The organism is Streptomyces sp. NRRL F-2664 (assembly GCF_000719345.1).
GTDB lineage: Bacteria > Actinomycetota > Actinomycetes > Streptomycetales > Streptomycetaceae > Streptomyces.
In genome coordinates this window covers 272,370-290,073 of the sequence record NZ_JOFX01000002.1, presented here as the reverse complement: position 1 = coordinate 290,073, position 17,704 = coordinate 272,370, and the positions used below count along the sequence as shown (strand labels likewise).

Sequence of the window (17,704 nt, the reverse complement as noted above, 5' to 3'; positions counted from 1 at the left end):
TCAGCCCCTCTTCAGCAGCAGGCGGGCCTCGCCCACCGTGATCACGGAACCGGTCACCAGGACCCCGGCCCCTCCGTACTCGGCCTCTTCCTCGGCCAGGGTGATCGCCGCCTCCAGGGCGTCGTCCAGCCGCGGCTCCACCTGCACCCGGTCCCCGCCGAAGACCTCCACGGCGACGGCCGCCAGCTCGTCCGCGCCCATCGACCGGTGGCTGGAGTTCTGCGTGACCACGACCTCCGCGAAGATCGGCTCGAAGGCCTCCAGCACCCCGCGCACGTCCTTGTCCCCGCTCGCGGCGACGACGCCGACCAGCCGGCTGAACCCGAACGCCTCGGTGACCGCCTCCGCGGTGACCGCCGCCCCCGCCGGGTTGTGCGCCGCGTCCAGGATGACCGTCGGGCTGCGCCGTACGACCTCCATGCGGCCCGGCGAGGTGACCGAGGCGAAGGCCTTGCGCACGGTGTCCACGTCCAGCACCCGGGCGTGCTGCCCGCCGACCCCGAAGAAGGCCTCGACCGCGGCGAGCGCCACCGCCGCGTTGTGCGCCATGTGGGCGCCGTACAGCGGCAGGAAGATGTCGTCGTACTCACCGCCCACCCCGCGCAGCGTCAGCTGCTGGCCGCCGACCGCGACCTCGCGCGCGACCACGCCGAACTCCATGCCCTCGCGGGCCACCGTCGCGTCCACCTCGACGGCCTTCTTCAGCAGCACCTGGGCCGCGTCCACCGGCTGCTGCGCCAGGATCACGGTCGCGTCCTGCTTGATGATGCCGCCCTTCTCGACGGCGATCTCACCGGGCGTGGAGCCGAGCCGGTCGGTGTGGTCCAGGCTGATCGGGGTGACGACGGCGACGGCGCCGTCGATGACGTTGGTGGCGTCCCAGCTGCCGCCCATGCCGACCTCGACCACGGCCACGTCCACCGGGGCGTCGGCGAAGGCCGCGTACGCCATCCCGGTGAGCACCTCGAAGAACGACAGCCGGAACTCCTCGGCGGCGTCGACCATCTCCACATACGGCTTGATGTCGTGGTACGTCTCCACGAACCGCTCGGCGTCGATCGGCGCCCCGTCCAGGCTGATCCGCTCGGTGATCGACTGCACGTGCGGGCTCGTGTAGCGGCCGGTGCGCAGCTCGAAGGCGTTCAGCAGGGCCTCGATCATGCGGGCCGTACTGGTCTTGCCGTTGGTGCCGGTGACGTGGATCGAGGGGTAGGCGCGCTGCGGCTCGCCCAGTACGTCCATCAGTGCCGCGATCCGCGACACCGAGGGCTCCAGCTTGGTCTCGCCCCAGCGGGTGGAGAGCTCCTGCTCCACCTCCAGCAGCGCCCGGGCGACCTCGGGGTCGACGGGCCGGGCGGGCACCGGGTCCCCCTGGGGCGGGCCGGCCTGGGCGCGCAGGGTGCGGCTGCCGGCCTCGATCACCGCCAGGTCGGGGTCGCGGTCGGACTCTTCCGCCACGATCTGATCGAACTCGTCGAAGGGGCCGGCGAGGTCTTCGTCGTCGTGGCGGTCGTGGCTCTCGGGCTGCTGGTCACTCACAGGGCCAGTCTACGGACGGCCACCGCGAGGAGTTCCGGCCCTGGCGTTTCGGGACCTTCGGCGCCGGAAGCGACCTGATCGTCACGGGGGCCTTGCGCGCAGCGGACAGCGGCGGGGCAGGAGCGTGCGGACCCGGCTCAGCCCCTCGGGAGCGTCGCCACGACCTCGTACGCGTCGTGCGTGCGGGTCGCCGTCAGGGTGCCGCCCAGGCTGCGGACGCGCTCGGACATGCTCGCCGTGCCCGAGCCCGCCGAGACGGGGGCCCGGCCCCGCATCCCGGCCGGCAGCGCGTTGCTGACGGCGATCCGCAGCTGCGGGCCGTCCGCCGCGATCGACACGTCGACGGTCTCCCCGTGCGCGTGCTTGGCGGCGTTGGTCAGGCACTCCTGCACCACCCGGTAGACGGCCGCCTGACGCAGCGGCGACAGCCCGTGCACGCCCTCGTCCACGGCCAGCCGGACGGGTGATCCCGCCCGTCCGCTCTCCTCCGCGAGCGCGGGCAGCTCGTCCACTCCCGGGGTGGAGGCCCGTTCGCCCCGCTGCACGATGATCTCGTTGAGGACGAGATGGGCCCGGCGCGCGGTGTCGGCCAGCTCCTCGAAGTCCTTGGCGTGCGCCGTCTCGCGCGCCCGTACCGACAGCACCTCGGAGCGCACCGTCAGCAGGGTCAGCTCCCGCCCGACGAAGTCGTGCACGTCGCGGGCGACGGAGGCGCGCTCCTGCTGGACCGCGCGGAGCACGGCCGACTCGGCCCGCCGGGCGGCCAGTTCCCGTACCAGGTCGTGGCGGTAGGCGGCGATCCCCACCGCCGAGGCGAGCGCTCCGACGGACACGACGATGCTGAGGAAGCCGCTGAGCGTCTGCCCGTCGGGCTCGGGCCGGCCCGGCGCCCAGAACATCAGCAGCGCGAAGGCGATGTACCCGAGCGTCGCCAGGATTCCGGCCCGGCGCCCGCGGAAGCGGCCGATCGAGTAGAGCGCGAACTGGACCAGGGTCAGCTCGTGGAGCCACCCGATGAAGAGCAGCGCGGCCAGGTACGAGATCCACGGCAGCCGGCGGCGCACCAGCAGGGTCGCGCAGCCCAGGGCGAGTACGACGGCCGCGGCGGGCCCGCTGAGGGAGTTGTCGGCGGCGGCGAGTCCCGGCAGGTCCAGGGCCATCAGCCCGAGGCAGCCGAGCGCGGTGAGCACGTCGACCGCCCGCGGGGACGCGCCCCAGGTGTCGGTCAGCCGGCGGCCGGCGGCCACGCCGCGCTGGAACACCGGGGCGACGGACTTGACGTGCATGCCCTCCATCATCCGTGGTCGGCACCGCGGATGAGATCCCACCGCCCGGGAACCGGAGTGACGTAGGGCACTTCGGGATACTTTGGACACGGTGAAGGCCCCCGCACCGGCGGACCGGTGCGGGGGCCTTGACGCGTCGTACGAGGGGCGGGACTACGCGGCGGGAAGCGTCTCCAGCTGGGCCTGGATCCGGGCGATGTCCGCCTCGGCCTTGGCCAGCCGGCCCTTGATCTTGTCCACGACGTTGTCGGGGGCCTTGGCCAGGAACGCCTCGTTCCCCAGCTTCGCCTCGGCCTGCGCCTTCTCCTTCTCGGCGGCGCCGAGGTCCTTCGTCAGGCGCTTGCGCTCGGCCTCGACGTCGATGGTGCCCGACAGGTCGAGCGCGACCGTGGCGCCGGCGACCGGCAGGGTGGCGGTGGCGCTGAAGGACTCGCCCTCCGGCTGGAGTCGCAGCACCTGGCGGATGGCGGCCTCGTGGGCGGCCAGCACGGTGCCGGCCAGGTCCAGGCGGGCCGGGACCTTCTGCTTGTCGTCGAGGCCCTGCTCCTTGCGGAAGCGGCGGACCTCCTTGGTCAGCGTCTGGATGCTGCCGATCTCGGCCTCCGCGGCGTCGTCGCGGAAGCCGCTGTCCTTCGGCCAGTCGGCGACGACCAGCGACTCACCGCCGGTGAGGGTGGTCCACAGGGTCTCGGTGACGAACGGGACCACCGGGTGCAGCAGGCGCAGCATGACGTCCAGGACCTCGCCGAGGACCCGGGCGGAGACCTTGGCCTGCTCGCCGCCGGCGAAGAAGGTCGTCTTGGACAGCTCGACGTACCAGTCGAAGACCTCGTCCCACGCGAAGTGGTAGAGCGCCTCGCTCAGCTTCGAGAACTGGAAGTCCTCGTAGTAGGCGTCGACCTGGGCGATCGTCTTGTTCAGGCGGGAGAGGATCCAGCGGTCGGTGGCCGACAGCTGCTCGACCGGCGGCAGTTCGCCCTCGATCGTGGCGCCGTTCATCAGCGCGAAGCGCGTGGCGTTCCAGATCTTGTTGGCGAACTTGCTGGACGCCTGGACCCAGTCCTCGCCGATCGGGACGTCGGTGCCGGGGTTGGCGCCCTTGGCCAGGGTGAAGCGGACGGCATCGGAGCCGTACTTGTCCATCCAGTCCAGCGGGTCGACGACGTTGCCGAAGGACTTCGACATCTTCTTGCCGCGCTCGTCGCGGACCAGGCCGGTGAGCGCGATCGTCTTGAAGGGGACCTCGCCGTCCATGGCGTACAGGCCGAACATCATCATCCGGGCGACCCAGAAGAAGATGATGTCGTGGCCGGTGACCAGGACGTCGGTGGAGTAGAACTTGGCCAGGTCCGGGGTCTTCTCCGGCCAGCCGAGCGTGGAGAACGGCCAGAGGCCGGAGGAGAACCACGTGTCGAGGACGTCGGTGTCCTGCGTCCAACCCTCGCCGGTGGGCGCCTCGTCGTCGGGGCCGAGGCAGACGACCTCGCCGTCCGGGCCGTACCAGACCGGGATGCGGTGGCCCCACCACAGCTGGCGCGAGATGCACCAGTCGTTGAGGTTGTCGACCCAGTCGAAGTAGCGCTTCTCCATCTCGACCGGGTGGATGGCGACGCGACCGTCGCGGACCGCGTCGCCGGCGGCCTTGGCGAGGGTCTCGACCTTGACCCACCACTGCAGCGACAGGCGCGGCTCGACGGTGGTGCTGCAGCGCGAGCAGTGCCCGACGGAGTGCAGGTACGGGCGCTTCTCGGCGACGATCCGGCCCTGCTCGCGCAGTGCGCCGACGACCGCGGAACGGGCCTCGTAGCGGTCCAGGCCGAGGAAGGGGCCGTGGACGGTGATGACACCGTGCTCGTCCATGATCGTCAGGTTGGGCAGGTTGTGGCGCTGCCCGATGGCGAAGTCGTTCGGGTCGTGCGCCGGAGTCACCTTGACGGCGCCGGTGCCGAACTCCGGGTCGACGTGCGTGTCCGCGACAACCGGGATGGTGCGGTCGGTGAGCGGCAGCTTGATCTGCCTGCCGACGAGGTGCTTGTAGCGCTCGTCGTCGGGGTGGACGGCGACGGCGGTGTCACCGAGCATCGTCTCGGCGCGGGTGGTGGCGACGACGAGGGAGTCCTCGCCCTCCCCGTACCGGATGGAGACGAGCTCGCCCGCGTCCTCCTGGTACTCGACCTCGATGTCGGAGATGGCCGTCAGACAGCGGGGGCACCAGTTGATGATGCGCTCGGCGCGGTAGATCAGGCCGTCGTCGTAGAGCTTCTTGAAGATGGTCTGGACGGCCTTCGACAGGCCCTCGTCCATGGTGAAGCGCTCACGGGACCAGTCGACGCCGTCGCCGAGGCGGCGCATCTGGCCGAGGATCTTGCCACCGTACTCCTCCTTCCACTGCCAGACGCGCTCGACGAACGCCTCACGGCCCAGGTCGTGGCGGGACTTGCCCTCCTCGGCGAGCTGCTGCTCGACCTTGTTCTGGGTGGCGATGCCGGCGTGGTCCATGCCGGGCAGCCACAGGGACTCGTAGCCCTGCATGCGCTTGCGGCGGGTGAGGGCGTCCATCAGCGTGTGCTGGAAGGCGTGGCCGAGGTGGAGGGAGCCGGTGACGTTCGGCGGCGGGATGACGATGGTGTACGGGGGCTTCTCGCTCGCCGGATCGGCCGTGAAGTACCCACGCTCCACCCAGCGCTCGTAGAGCTTCCCCTCTACATCGGCCGGCGTGTAGGCGGTCGGCAGTTCGGAGTCGGGGCTGCTGGGTGTCTGCGTGTTCTCGGTCACGGGGCCCAGTTTAGGGCCGTAACAGTCCAGTCATGAAACCGGTTAGGGAGGGGCCCGGCGCCCTGGCGGGGTTCGGCTTGGGACAGGATGTGAGGAACGCATAAGCAACCTCAGAGGGGGACGCGGGATGAGCTACAACCAGCCGGGACCTTACGGACAGCAGCCTCAGCAGCCCGGACCGTACGGGCAGCAGCCCACGCCGCCGCCCGGCCCGTACGGCCAGCCCGCGCAGCCGGGCCCGTACGGCGGCCAGCCCGCGCCCCCGCAGCCGGGCTACGGCTACCCGCAGCAGCCGGGCGTCCCGCCGCAGGGCTACCCCCAGCAGCCGCCGACCCCGGCCTACGGCTACCCCCAGCAGGCCCCGTACGGCGGCCAGCCGCCGAAGAAGTCCAAGGCCGGCGTGATCATCGGCGTGGTCGTGGCGGTGGCGGTCATCGCGGGCGGCGGCTGGTACCTCCTGGGCGGCGGCGCGGGCGGCAGCATCTCCGCCGACACGAAGGGCTACAAGCTGGTCGCCCCGGAGTCGGTGGACGACTTCAAGAAGGACCCCAAGTACGCGGCGAAGCCCTTCACCGACAAGGACCGGCAGGAAGCCGAGGCCGCGGGCGTCAAGAACCCGACCCAGGTGGGCATGAACTACCAGTCCGGCGACCCGAAGAACCCCCTCACCCTGAAGGGGCTCAACTTCTCGGGCGTGTACGGCGAGATCTCCGACCCGGAGAAGGCCGTGGACGGCTACTTCGCCCAGGCCCGGCTGGAGGCGGCCAAGGACGGCAAGTCCGAAGTGCAGCTCCTGGGCAGCCCGAAGGAGATGTCCCCGCCGAACTTCAAGGGCGCCGTCATGAAGTGCCAGGACATCAAGTTCACCTCGAAGGACACGAGCACCAAGGGCCCCAAGGAGGCCACGGTGCCGTTCTGCATCTGGGGTGACTACAGCACCCTCTCCATGGTCAGCGCCTCCGACGTGGCGTCGATCCTGGCCGGCAAGCCGGGCTACACCCAGGAGCAGGCCGCGGATCTCGCCGCGAAGCTCTACAACACCGCCCGCGTCAAGTCATGACGGGTGCAGCGGTCGGCGCAGGGGGAACCCTACGCCGACCGTGTGGCCCTCACGCGAGCTGATAGCAGGCCGTCGAAGCGTCGTTGGCTTTCACTCCAAGGTTGACCAGACTCGCATAGCAGGCATGGCGATTCATGCCCGACATGTCCCATGCAGCGGCGTGGTCGCACGCGGCCTGCACCTGCGCACCCACGTTGTAACCGACGTTTCGCAGGTACACCTGGCAGTCGGCCGAAGAGGCCGACGCCGGCGAAGCGGCGACTATGGGCAGGGCAGCAGCAGCGAATACGGCTGCGAGAGTGCTGAACGTCCGCTTCTTCTTCATTCTTCATCCCTCCGCAGTGACCTCTCCCTGAAAAGTTGATCAAGGAACACGCGCTCCCGCCAGCCGTCGTCGAGCACTTGGCCGATTACTGCGCGACGAAGTCCTGAATGCCGAAAGGGGCGCCCCCGGCGGGGGCGCCCCTTTCGCTTACCGGTCTTCTGCCGCTCTACTGCCTTTCGGCTACGCCGACTTCTCGTGCGGGCCCTGGTCCTTCGGGACGATGCGCGGGACCAGCGTCGGGTTGACGTTGGAGCGGACGACGTCCGCGGTGATGACGACCCGGGCCACGTCCTTGCGGGACGGGACCTCGTACATCACCGACATCAGGACCTCCTCCATGATGGCGCGCAGGCCGCGCGCGCCCGTCTGGCGGAGGATCGCCTGGTCCGCGATGGCTTCCAGCGCCTCGCGCTCGAAGTCCAGCTCCACACCGTCGAGTTCGAACAGCCGCTGGTACTGCTTCACCAGCGCGTTGCGCGGCTCGATGAGGATCTGGAGCAGCGCCTCGCGGTCCAGGTTGTGGACCGAGGTGATGACGGGCAGACGGCCGATGAACTCGGGGATCATCCCGAACTTCACCAGGTCCTCCGGCATGACCTCCTGGAACTGGTCGCTGGCCTCGATCTCGCGCTTCGAGCGGATCGTCGCCCCGAAGCCGATGCCCTTCGCACCCGCGCGCGACTCGATGATCTTCTCCAGGCCGGCGAAGGCGCCGCCCACGATGAAGAGCACGTTCGTCGTGTCGATCTGGATGAACTCCTGGTGCGGGTGCTTGCGGCCGCCCTGCGGCGGCACCGACGCGGTCGTGCCCTCCAGGATCTTCAGCAGGGCCTGCTGCACGCCCTCACCGCTCACGTCGCGCGTGATCGACGGGTTCTCGCTCTTGCGGGCGACCTTGTCGATCTCGTCGATGTAGATGATCCCGGTCTCGGCCTTCTTGACGTCGTAGTCGGCGGCCTGGATCAGCTTCAGCAGGATGTTCTCGACGTCCTCGCCGACATACCCCGCCTCCGTCAGCGCCGTGGCGTCGGCGATGGCGAACGGGACGTTCAGCATGCGGGCGAGGGTCTGCGCCAGCAGCGTCTTGCCGGAGCCCGTGGGGCCCAGCAGCAGGATGTTGGACTTCGCCAGCTCGATGGCGTTCTCGCGGCCCTGCGCGCCGCCGTTCTCGCCGGCCTGGACCCGCTTGTAGTGGTTGTAGACCGCTACCGAGAGCGCCTTCTTCGCCGGCTCCTGGCCGACGACGTAGCTCTCCAGGAACTCGTAGATCTCGCGGGGCTTGGGGAGTTCCTCCCACCGGACCTCGGAGGTCTCCGCGAGTTCCTCTTCGATGATCTCGTTGCAGAGGTCGATGCACTCGTCGCAGATGTACACACCGGGTCCTGCGATGAGCTTCTTCACCTGCTTCTGGCTCTTTCCGCAGAACGAGCACTTGAGCAGGTCGCCGCCGTCACCGATGCGTGCCACGAGGTGCTTCCCCTTCGCCTGGGAGACGCCTGGTTCAGCGCTCCTGGTGCCTCATATCCGACGGTACCTTGCCGGGGGCCCCGTGCGGGGCCCCCTTGACGTGGTTCACATCCCCGAATCATCCGGAGGTGTGCCCGCGCCAACTGGCGGCAAGGCTCAGAGCTTGGTGCTCTTGCGGGTGGAGATGATCTGGTCGATCAGGCCGTACGCGAGGGCGTCCTCGGCCGTGAGGATCTTGTCGCGCTCGATGTCGTCGCGGATCTTCTCGATCGGCGTCGTCGAGTGCTTGGCCAGCATCGTCTCCAGCTGGTCGCGCATGCGCAGGATCTCGTTGGCCGCGATCTCCAGGTCGGAGAGCTGCTCACGGCCGGTGCCGCCGGAGGGCTGGTGGATCAGTACGCGGGCGTTCGGCAGGGCCATGCGCTTGCCGGGCGTGCCGGCCGCGAGGAGGACCGCGGCGGCGGAGGCCGCCTGGCCCATGCAGACCGTCTGGATGTCGGGCTTGACGAACTGCATCGTGTCGTAGATCGCCGTCAGCGCGGTGAAGGATCCGCCGGGGCTGTTGATGTAGATCGAGATGTCGCGGTCCGGGTCCATCGACTCCAGGCACAGCAGCTGCGCCATGACGTCGTTGGCGGAGGCGTCGTCGATCTGCACGCCGAGGAAGATCACGCGCTCCTCGAAGAGCTTCGCGTACGGGTCGTACTCGCGCACGCCCTGCGAGGTGCGCTCGACGAAGCGCGGGATGACGTAGCGGTTGTCCACCTGCGGGCCGGAGTAGAGGCCGCTCGCGGAGCTCGCGGAGAAGTTGTTCTGCATCTGGGTGTTCACCATCCTGGTGGCGTTCTGCGGGCTGTCGGCTGCTGGGTACTGGCGGTGCTCCGGGGATCAGGCCCCGGTGCCGCCGCCGCCCGGAACGTTGGACGCGGCCGAGATGATCTCGTCGATGAGGCCGTACTCCTTGGCCTCCTCGGAGGTGAACCAGCGGTCGCGGTCACCGTCGCGGATGATCGCCTCGACGGTCTGGCCCGAGTGGAACGCGGTGATCTCGGCCATCCGCTGCTTGGTGCGCAGCAGGTACTGGGCCTGGATCTTGATGTCCGACGCGGTGCCACCGATGCCGGCGGAGCCCTGGTGCATCAGGATGTCGGTGTTCGGCAGGGCGAAGCGCTTGCCCTTGGCGCCGCCGGTGAGCAGGAACTGGCCCATCGAGGCCGCCATGCCCATGCCGATGGTGACGACGTCGTTGGGGATGTACTGCATGGTGTCGTAGACGGCCATGCCGGCCGTCACCGAGCCACCGGGGCTGTTGATGTAGAGGTAGATGTCCTTCTCCGGCTCGGCGGCCAGGAGCAGGAGCTGCGCCGTGATCTTGTTGGCGATCTCGTCGTCGACCTGCTGGCCGAGGAAGATGATGCGCTCGCCGAGCAGCCGGTTGTAGACATGGTCGCCGAGGCCGCCACCGATGGACGGCTCACCCGCGGCGTAAGGCTTCAGATTCGTCACGTATCCACCTGCTCGTCTCCGACGGCCATGTGCCGTCTCAGCGTCTCGTTCTGGGGCACGGTCCGGCCGGGACGCGGACGGGTCCGCAGGCGCCCGGGTACTCACGTGCCCTCGTATTCATGGACCCTAACGCGCAGGTCGGACAACGCCATCCCGCTTCCCGAACTGTTCGCTCGGAGCGCAAGCTCCCGAACCCTTGCGGGGACCGCGCCGCGGCCATGCCGAAGGGCCCGGACGCGGCTGCGTCCGGGCCCTTCGGGGCACTCTTCGGGGCACTGTTCGACGGGCTCCGGCCGGGGCGTCACCCGGCCTCGCCCGAGGGGTTACTTGGCCTCGTCGCCCTTGACCTCGTCGTCGCCCTCGGCGGCGGCCTCGACGGTCTCGGCGGCGGCCTCGTCCTCGTCCTCCTCGTCGGAGAGGTCCACGACGTCACCGTTGGTGTCGACGACCTTGGCGGCCTCGACGACGACCGCGAGGGCCTTGCCGCGCGCGACCTCGCCGACCAGCATCGGGACCTGGCCGCCCTCGACGACGGCCTGGGCGAACTGGTCGGGGGACATGCCGGAGGACTGGGCACGGCGCATGAGGTGCTCGGTGAGCTCCTCCTGGTTGACGCCGAGCTTCTCCTTGTTGACCAGGGCGTCCAGGACGAACTGGGTCTTGATGCCCTTGATCGCCTGCTCCTTGGTCTCGGCGTCGAACTCCTCGACCGTCTTGCCCTGGAACTCCAGGTACTTCGCCAGGTCCAGGCCCATCTGGCCGAGCTGGTGGTGCTCCAGGTTGTGCTTGCGGGTGTTGACCTCGTCCTCGAGCAGCTTCTCGGGGATCGGCACCTCGACGAGCTCCAGCAGCTTCTCCAGGACGCGCTCCTGGGCCTGCGTGGCCTGGTCGTACTGCTTCATGTTCTCGAGGCGCTTGCGGCTGTCCGCCTTGAGGTCCTCAAGGGTGTCGAACTCGCTGGCCATCTGGGCGAACTCGTCGTCCAGCTCGGGAAGCTCCTTGGCGGAGACCTTGGTGACCTTGACGGTGACCTCGGCGTCCTTGCCCTCGGCGGAGCCGCCCTTCAGCTGCGAGGTGAAGGTGGCCTCGCCGCCGGCCTCCAGGCCGGTGACGGCCTCGTCGATGCCTTCGAGCAGCTCGCCGGAGCCGATGGTGTAGGAGACGTCGGAGGCGACGCCGTCGGGCAGCACCTCGCCGTCGACCTTGGCCTCCAGGTCGATGGTGACGACGTCACCCTCGGCGGCGGCGCGCTCGACGTCCTTGGTGGACGCGAAGCGGTTGCGCAGCTGCTCGACCGACTTCTCGACGTCCTCGTCGGAGACCTCGACGGCGTCGACCTCGACCTCGATGCCGGAGTAGTCCGGGATCTCGATCTCGGGGCGCACGTCGACCTCGGCGGTGAAGGCCAGCAGCTCGCCGTCCTTCAGCTCGGTGATGTCGACCTCGGGCTGGCCGAGCGGGTTCAGGTCGGCCTCGTTGACGGCCTCGGTGTAGAACTTCGGGAGGGCGTCGTTGACGGCCTCCTCCAGCACCGCACCGCGGCCGAAGCGCTGGTCGATGACGCGGGCCGGGATCTTGCCCTTGCGGAAGCCCTTCACCGTGACCTGCTGGTTGATCTTCTTGTACGCCGCGTCGAGGCTGTCCTTGAGCTCCTCGAAGGGCACCTCAACAGTGAGCCGAACCCGCGTCGGGTTCAGGGTCTCAACGGCGCTCTTCACGGTTCGGTCTCCTTGTGGCTGACTGCTGGGGGATCTGCCGTCTCGCTGGAATCAGCGGCCCGGCGGACTTCGGCCCGGTACATCAGACACACGGGCACGCAGCTTGCATAGTAGCCGCACGCGGCAATCAGCCCACAACGCGATCTTGCGGGTGGACTGTGCGTGGTCGGGGTGGCCGGATTCGAACCGACGACCTTCCGCTCCCAAAGCGGACGCGCTACCAAGCTGCGCCACACCCCGTCGGTGCGACACGTAGGGTACATGCCCGGAGACCCTCCGATGCGCGGTGTTTCCCGAGCCGTTTCGCACGGACGGCGGCGCGGGCACGGAATGTGGTGTGCACGCGGCGGGAACGACCCGCTAGGATGCTGTCCGTGCCGCGGTCCCCGGACCTGCGACACGCGCACTGCGGGCGTAGCTCAATGGTAGAGCCCTAGTCTTCCAAACTAGCTACGCGGGTTCGATTCCCGTCGCCCGCTCTTGATGGCTCAGGGCCAGGTCGGAGGATGTTTCCTCGACCTGGCCCTGAGGCGTTCCCGGGGCTGTGACGGGGGCGACGTGTTCCCCGCGTGCCTGTGGGCCGTCAGGGCAGCCGCAGGAGGAGAGAGGGGAATCTCTGGGGACGCGGAGCGGATGGCCCGCACAGCCGCGCTGGCTGCGGCTGCTGTGCCCGTGTGGGCGGAGAGTCACGAGGGTCTCTGTGCCCCTCCACTGGTACAGCCTTCGCCGGCTCTCGTAGCGCCGGGCGTAGTCCTTGGAAGACAAGTCCACGCCCGCCCGGACGACGTGGTCGGCGCCATCTGCGAGGGCGGCCATGGCAGCCTTCGATGTTCATCGGCTCGGGAGGTACCGAGGGCGGTTCAGAATCGAACGCCACCGAGCGGTGCCTGCTCTGGTCGGTCCTGTAAGACCAGCGCCGAGCTCGATGCGGACAACGCCGGGAGGGCCGCAAAGCCTGTCCCGTACTGTCGGAAGCGGTCCGGGTCCGGAACCACCATCCATGGTTCCGGACCCGGGCCGCTTCCAGGTGCAACGCCCCGGAGGACCACCGCCGGGTGAGGATCAGGCAGTCGTCCGAGCCGGCTCGGGCCCCGCAGGGCCCGCTGCGGGTGGGAGACCTCGCGTCTCAGGCGGACAGGCGCCCGAAGAACAGGCTGCCCGGGGCCTCCAGGTCCGAAGAGTAGAAGAACTCCCTGACCGCGCGGATGAACTCCTGCCGGCTGATCTCTCCGTCGCCGTCGGTGTCCAGATGGACGAAGGTGTCCAGGGCGCCGGGGTCGGAGATGTCCCAGACCTTCAGGTACTGCGCGAACTCGGCCTTGCTGATGGTGTTGTCGCCGTCGGTGTCCATGATGTCGAAGATGGCGTGCGGCACGCCCTCGACCATGTTGAAGCGGCTGGTGTCCACGCTCACCGCGCGGTTGGCGGCCTGGAACTGCTCCTTGGAGAGACGGTCGGCGCCGTTCGCGTGCCGCAGCAGCTCGACCCACTGCATCTGGTACGAGGTCAGCAGCGCCTGCGCCCGACGGTCGCGCTTGTCGATCTTGTAGGTGCTCAGGTAGCGGTCGACGAGGCGCTGGTAGTCGCTCCAGTCGACATAGCCGTCGCTGTTGGTGTCCGTGGCGGCGAACAGCTGGTCCAGCTTCATGGTGATCGGGTCAGTGGCGACGGTGGCCATGATCGTCCTTTCGCGGGAGTGGCGGGGCGGGCGCGTCGACGCGTCCGCCCCGAGACTAGGCGTCGGATTCTTCCCAAAACCCATGGAAGGGCCACGTCGGAGCCAAGATCGCCCGATGATGCGAACTGTCTTTCTGACCGGTATGACCTCGGACGGATCGGGTATCACATGGCGTTCTTGCGCTGACTGCCGCAGGCCGGCGGCATTCGAACAGCACCCCGGCCCACGCTGCTCGGAGTCGTGAACACCTGCTGTCCGTTCTCGGGTTCTGGCTCACTTTCCGTGGAGGGCTGACTGAGCGTGAAGTCAGTGGCGGAGCTGGCCCGGCCGAACATCTGAGCCGGGGCGTACTCGGTCGGACCGGGCGTCGGGCATGATCTGCGGGACGGGACGGCGCGGGGGGCGCGCCCTTCCGGAGCACCGACTGGGGGAGACGTTATGGAGTGGGGAACGCTGGTCGCCACACTGGGGGGCGGTCTGATCGCGATAGCGGGCACGGTTCTGGCCGACCGCCTACGCACCCGTCAGGAACACCGCCGAGGCCTTCAGGCGCGCCGCCGGGACGTCTACACGGAGTTCATCGCGGCGGCGGGCGCGGCCCACACCGAACTGCGCCGCCTCGCGCAGAGCGGCGCCGAGGCGACCGACCTGGAGGAAGCAAGCCGCCTGGCGCTGACGGACGCCCGCATCTACGAGGTGCGCGAGCGCCTCTTCCTCGACGCCAGCGCCCGGATCGCGGGAACGGGCCAGACCATGTTCGAACGCCTCCGCGCCCTCCGAAGGACGGTCGCCGCGGGCGCCGGCATCTCGACCCCCGCATTCCACGACATCTACCACCCCTACCTGGACGCCGTCTGGGCCTACCGTGAGGCCGTCCGCAACGAGCTGGAGGGCCACGCCCTCACCCCGACCGACTTCGGCTGGTCCGCATGGGACGGCCGCGAGCGCTGCCCACACTGCGGGCAGCGCGGGACGGACACGGCGCCCGATCAGCGCTGACCCCGCCCCAGCCACGATCGCCGGGAACCGCAGCTTCTCCAGCCGGAGCACCATCGCTTCGGACGGTAGGAGCGGCCTCAACCGTCACCCACGGTGCACGCCTCACGGAATGTGTGCCAGAACCCGTTCTCAGGTTCTGGCTCATCTGTGGAAGCACACGGCACAGTCCGCCCCGAGGGCCACGGTGTCCGTCCCGCAGTGGGCCTCGGAGCGGCATGTGACAGGGTTGGACGGATGGACTGTGTCTTCTGCCGACTCATCCGTGAGGGCACCGCGCGCTGGGTGGCCCGCGACGCCGAGTCTTGTGCCTTCACCCCGCTGAACCCGCTCGCGCCGGGGCACACATTGGTGGTTCCCACCCGTCACTACGAGGGCATGTTCGACATCCCGCCCGATGTCCTGACCGCGTCGATGGCGCTGGTCCAGCGCGTCGCGGCGGCTATGAGGACCGCCTTGGGCGCCTCGGGTGTCAACATCCTGAGTGCCAGTGGCCCGGGATCGGAACAGTCCGTGCCTCACATGCACTTCCATGTCGTTCCGCGATGGGTGGACGACGGGATCTCCACCTGGCCGACCGGGCCCTCCCGTCGCCGCCCCACCGGCGACCCAGGCACGCAGCTGGCTGATGCGCTCAACCGGGACCAGGCGACCCATCACAGAACTTGAGCCACAGCCCGTTCTCATGGACAAAGCCAGCCGGGCCGGGCGCCGCAACGCTGTTGGCGTCCTCGGCATGGCCGATTACGCGCCTACTGCATTGGGCCGACCGGCCGGACGGGGCGCCGGAGGCGTGTCCGATGCCGGAGAGGTTCCTCTGACGTCCGAGTTCGCCGGCGCGCCCTTCACGTGCCCGATCGGGCGGCGCGAGTGGCGGGGAAACACGGTCAACCGCGGTAGGTGCTCGGCCCGGGTGCAGGCCAGGGGCTTGGCCGGTCGGGCGGCGGGGGCGTACGCGATCTTCCGAACCAGCTGCGCGGGTTCGATTCCCGGCGCCCGCTCTGCGTACCGAAGGGCCAGGTCGGAGGATGTTTCCTCCTCCTGGCCCTAGGTCGTTCCCGGGGCCCGGAGGCGGGGCGGGGCGAGTGGGGTGCTGCCCGGGGACGCTAGAGCTTGATGTTGGCGATCATCGTCGCCAGGGAGTTGAGGAAACGGTTCACGTCGTCCGCGATCGAGCTGGACGCCAGGAAGAAGCCGAAGAGGGCCGCGACGATGGCGGGGCCCGTCTTGATGTGGTTGCCGCGGATCAGCACCACCAGGATGACCGCCAACAGAACCACCACTGACAGCGAAATGGCCACTACTGATCACACCTTCGGTCGTCCCCTGGTCGGCCGGGGGCGCACGGCCGGGAATGCCCCCACATGGACCATCCTCCCACCAACCGGCCGCGGTCATACGCCCCGTGACGAAAGGCCATGGTTCCGTTTTCGCCAACCGCCTGGGGGGTGGAGGGGTCAGGGGGCGGTGAGGCCCAAGAGGGATCGGACATACGCATACTTCGCGGACAATCGGTCACGGGTGGGGGCGTCCAGTTCGCAGAGGCGTGCCGGGTCGGCGTTGTGCGCGAGGTCGGCCTCCTTGACCAGCAGGGCGCCCGGGGTGGCCAGGATGCGGGCCGCGTACTCCTCGACCGGTTCGCCGGGCCGCTTGGTGACGGCGAGGACGATGTCCTTCACGGCCTGCGGCAGGGCGGCGGATTCCAGCCACGTCAGGCTGAGCGCCTCGTCCTCGATCGCGTCGTGCAGCCACGCCGCGGCCTGCTGTTCGGGGCTGCCGCCACGCGAGCGCACGCCCTCGGCGACGGCCGCGAGGTGCTCGGCGTAGGGCCTGCCGGCCTTGTCCGTCTGGCCCTCGTGCGCTTCCCGCGCCAGGGCCTCGACCTCCAGGAGGGTCAGGGGACTGCTCGTCATGCGATCTCCCTCGCTGCCGTGCGCAGGGCTCGGGCGGCCCTGCGGACATCTGCCTGCGTCGTACGCCAGTTGGAGAACGCCGCACGCAGGCCGGCGGTTCCCTCGTGGACGGTCGGGGTGACGAACACCTCGGCGGACACCGCCTCGCGCAGCGCGGTCAGCCGGGCCGGGTCGGGGTCGCCGGCGAGGGTGAAGCAGACGACGTTGAGGCGGACGGGGGCGAGGAGGGCGAAGGCGGGGTCCTCGGCCAGGGCCGCGCCGAGGGCGCGCGCGCCGGCGATGTTGCGTTCGACGATCTCCCGGTGTCCCTGGCGGCCGTACGCGCGCAGCGTGAACCAGGCGGCCAGCGCGCGCAGCCGGTGGGAGTTCTCGGGGGTGAGGTGGACGAGGTCGGGGTGTTCGCCGAGGGGGCCGAGGTAGGCGGCGGCGTTCTGGAAGACGCGGGCCTGCAGGTCGCGCCGGCGGGTGAACTGGACGGCGCTGTCGTAGGGGACGTTGAGCCACTTGTGCAGGTCGACGCAGACGGAGTCGGAGGCGTCGAGCCCCTCGGTCAGGTGCGCGTGCTGCGGGGAGAGTGCGGCGAAGGCGCCGAAGGCGGCGTCGGTGTGCAGCCAGAAGTCGTGACGGGCGCGGAGGGCGGCGACGGCGGTGAGGTCGTCGAAGTCGACGGTGTTGACGGTGCCGGCGTTGGCCACCACCACCGCCGGTCCGGGGGTGTCGGCCAGGGCGCGGTCCAGGGCTGCTGGATCCACGGCCTCGCGGCCGGGCAGGGTGGGGACGCGCACGAGGCAGTTGCGGCCGAGGCCGAGGAAGGCGAGGGCCTTGGCGATGGAGGAGTGCGGGGCGCCGGAGAGGACGCGGACCGGGCCGAGGGCGGCGGCTCCGTCGTCCGCGGGGGACACGCCGAGGCGCTCGCCCAGCCATTCGCGGGCGATGGCCAGGCCGGTGGTGTTGGACATGGTGGCGCCGCTGACGAAGGTGCCGGTGTGGGCGTCGGAGAGGCCGAAGAGGGCGCGCAGCCAGCCCACGGTCTCGCGTTCGAGGTCCTGGCCGGCGCCGTCCATGGCGGAGTTGGAGTTCTGGTCGTGGGCCGCGGTGAGCCAGTCACCGGCGAGCGCGGCGGGGGTGGCTCCGCCGGTGACGAAGCCGAAGTAGCGGGGGCCGGCGGAGGCCGAGAGCCGTGGCTCCCAGCGGGTGCGGAACGCCGCGAGGGCGGTCTCCGTGCCGGAGCCGTGCTCGGGGAGCGGTTCGGGGTCGGCCGGTTTCGGCGGGTGCGGTACGACGGGGCGTTCGTCGAGGGTGGTGAGCGCTTCGGCGGCGGCGCGGCGGGTGGTGTCGAGGAGGTCGGGGAGCCGGGCGAGGTCGGCGGCGAGCGTGCGGTCCATGGGGGCACGGTAGGCCCCGCCGGCTCCGCCGCGGACGTGCCAATTCGGCCCGAGTG

15 protein-coding genes and 2 tRNA genes are annotated in these 17,704 nt (G+C 69.7%); 4 read left to right on the top strand and 13 right to left on the bottom strand.

What is annotated here, in order from left to right:
- The 3 genes from folC to IF89_RS0103555 form a co-directional block, all read right to left on the bottom strand.
- Positions 1 to 1,539 (bottom strand): bifunctional tetrahydrofolate synthase/dihydrofolate synthase, encoded by a 1,539-nt coding sequence (gene folC / locus IF89_RS0103565; protein ID WP_030760925.1) that lies wholly within the window; start codon positions 1,537 to 1,539, stop codon positions 1 to 3.
- A gap of 137 nt (positions 1,540 to 1,676) precedes the next feature.
- Entirely contained in the window at positions 1,677 to 2,825 is a 1,149-nt protein-coding gene (locus IF89_RS0103560; RefSeq protein WP_030760922.1) for a sensor histidine kinase, read from the bottom strand.
- Between the two features lie 153 nt (positions 2,826 to 2,978).
- Positions 2,979 to 5,600, bottom strand: coding sequence for a valine--tRNA ligase (locus IF89_RS0103555; RefSeq protein WP_030760919.1), 2,622 nt, complete (start codon positions 5,598 to 5,600; stop codon positions 2,979 to 2,981).
- 127 nt (positions 5,601 to 5,727) lie between these two features.
- Here IF89_RS0103555 and IF89_RS0103550 point away from each other — a divergent pair, with 127 nt between their 5' ends.
- Complete coding sequence (locus IF89_RS0103550) at positions 5,728 to 6,660, top strand: hypothetical protein (RefSeq protein ID WP_030760916.1); 933 nt, start codon at positions 5,728 to 5,730, stop codon at positions 6,658 to 6,660.
- A 49-nt stretch (positions 6,661 to 6,709) separates the two neighbouring features.
- Here the strand turns inward: IF89_RS0103550 and IF89_RS45805 are convergent, their stop codons facing one another.
- The 6 genes from IF89_RS45805 to IF89_RS0103525 all read right to left on the bottom strand — a co-directional run bounded on the left by IF89_RS45805 (position 6,710) and on the right by IF89_RS0103525 (position 11,916).
- Complete coding sequence (locus IF89_RS45805) at positions 6,710 to 6,985, bottom strand: hypothetical protein (RefSeq protein WP_158717794.1); 276 nt, start codon at positions 6,983 to 6,985, stop codon at positions 6,710 to 6,712.
- A gap of 180 nt (positions 6,986 to 7,165) precedes the next feature.
- Positions 7,166 to 8,452 carry an ATP-dependent Clp protease ATP-binding subunit ClpX gene (gene clpX, locus IF89_RS0103545; RefSeq protein ID WP_030760913.1) on the bottom strand — a complete coding sequence of 429 codons (1,287 nt, stop codon included), beginning with the start codon at positions 8,450 to 8,452 and terminating at the stop codon, positions 7,166 to 7,168.
- Positions 8,453 to 8,608: 156 nt separating this feature from the next.
- Positions 8,609 to 9,286 (bottom strand): ATP-dependent Clp protease proteolytic subunit, encoded by a 678-nt coding sequence (locus IF89_RS0103540; protein WP_030760910.1) that lies wholly within the window; start codon positions 9,284 to 9,286, stop codon positions 8,609 to 8,611.
- A gap of 54 nt (positions 9,287 to 9,340) precedes the next feature.
- Positions 9,341 to 9,958 (bottom strand): ATP-dependent Clp protease proteolytic subunit, encoded by a 618-nt coding sequence (locus IF89_RS0103535; RefSeq protein WP_030760907.1) that lies wholly within the window; start codon positions 9,956 to 9,958, stop codon positions 9,341 to 9,343.
- A gap of 323 nt (positions 9,959 to 10,281) precedes the next feature.
- A complete protein-coding gene (gene tig / locus IF89_RS0103530) occupies positions 10,282 to 11,676 on the bottom strand; it encodes a trigger factor (protein ID WP_030760904.1) in 1,395 nt (464 codons plus the stop codon).
- Between the two features lie 163 nt (positions 11,677 to 11,839).
- Positions 11,840 to 11,916, bottom strand: a tRNA-Pro gene (locus tag IF89_RS0103525).
- A 168-nt stretch (positions 11,917 to 12,084) separates the two neighbouring features.
- Between IF89_RS0103525 and IF89_RS0103520 the strand changes: the two genes are divergently transcribed.
- Positions 12,085 to 12,155: transfer RNA gene (locus tag IF89_RS0103520), tRNA-Gly, on the top strand.
- Positions 12,156 to 12,802: 647 nt separating this feature from the next.
- Here IF89_RS0103520 and IF89_RS0103515 read toward each other — a convergent pair.
- Positions 12,803 to 13,354: an EF-hand domain-containing protein gene (locus tag IF89_RS0103515; protein WP_030760901.1), complete on the bottom strand. Its 552-nt coding sequence runs from the start codon at positions 13,352 to 13,354 to the stop codon at positions 12,803 to 12,805.
- A gap of 438 nt (positions 13,355 to 13,792) precedes the next feature.
- Between IF89_RS0103515 and IF89_RS0103510 the strand changes: the two genes are divergently transcribed.
- A complete protein-coding gene (locus tag IF89_RS0103510) occupies positions 13,793 to 14,353 on the top strand; it encodes a hypothetical protein (RefSeq protein WP_030760897.1) in 561 nt (186 codons plus the stop codon).
- Positions 14,354 to 14,587: 234 nt separating this feature from the next.
- A complete protein-coding gene (locus IF89_RS0103505; RefSeq protein ID WP_030760894.1) occupies positions 14,588 to 15,019 on the top strand; it encodes an HIT family protein in 432 nt (143 codons plus the stop codon).
- 437 nt (positions 15,020 to 15,456) lie between these two features.
- Here the strand turns inward: IF89_RS0103505 and IF89_RS0103500 are convergent, their stop codons facing one another.
- From IF89_RS0103500 to IF89_RS0103490, 3 genes are all read right to left on the bottom strand, one after another.
- Entirely contained in the window at positions 15,457 to 15,651 is a 195-nt protein-coding gene (locus tag IF89_RS0103500; protein ID WP_030008564.1) for a membrane protein, read from the bottom strand.
- A gap of 156 nt (positions 15,652 to 15,807) precedes the next feature.
- Positions 15,808 to 16,263 (bottom strand): HD domain-containing protein, encoded by a 456-nt coding sequence (locus tag IF89_RS0103495; protein ID WP_030760891.1) that lies wholly within the window; start codon positions 16,261 to 16,263, stop codon positions 15,808 to 15,810.
- On the bottom strand, positions 16,260 to 17,648 hold the full coding sequence (locus IF89_RS0103490) for a pyridoxal phosphate-dependent decarboxylase family protein (protein WP_030760888.1): 1,389 nt from the start codon (positions 17,646 to 17,648) through the stop codon (positions 16,260 to 16,262). Before IF89_RS0103490 ends, IF89_RS0103495 begins: the two co-directional genes overlap by 4 nt.
- Positions 17,649 to 17,704 lie beyond the last annotated feature (56 nt).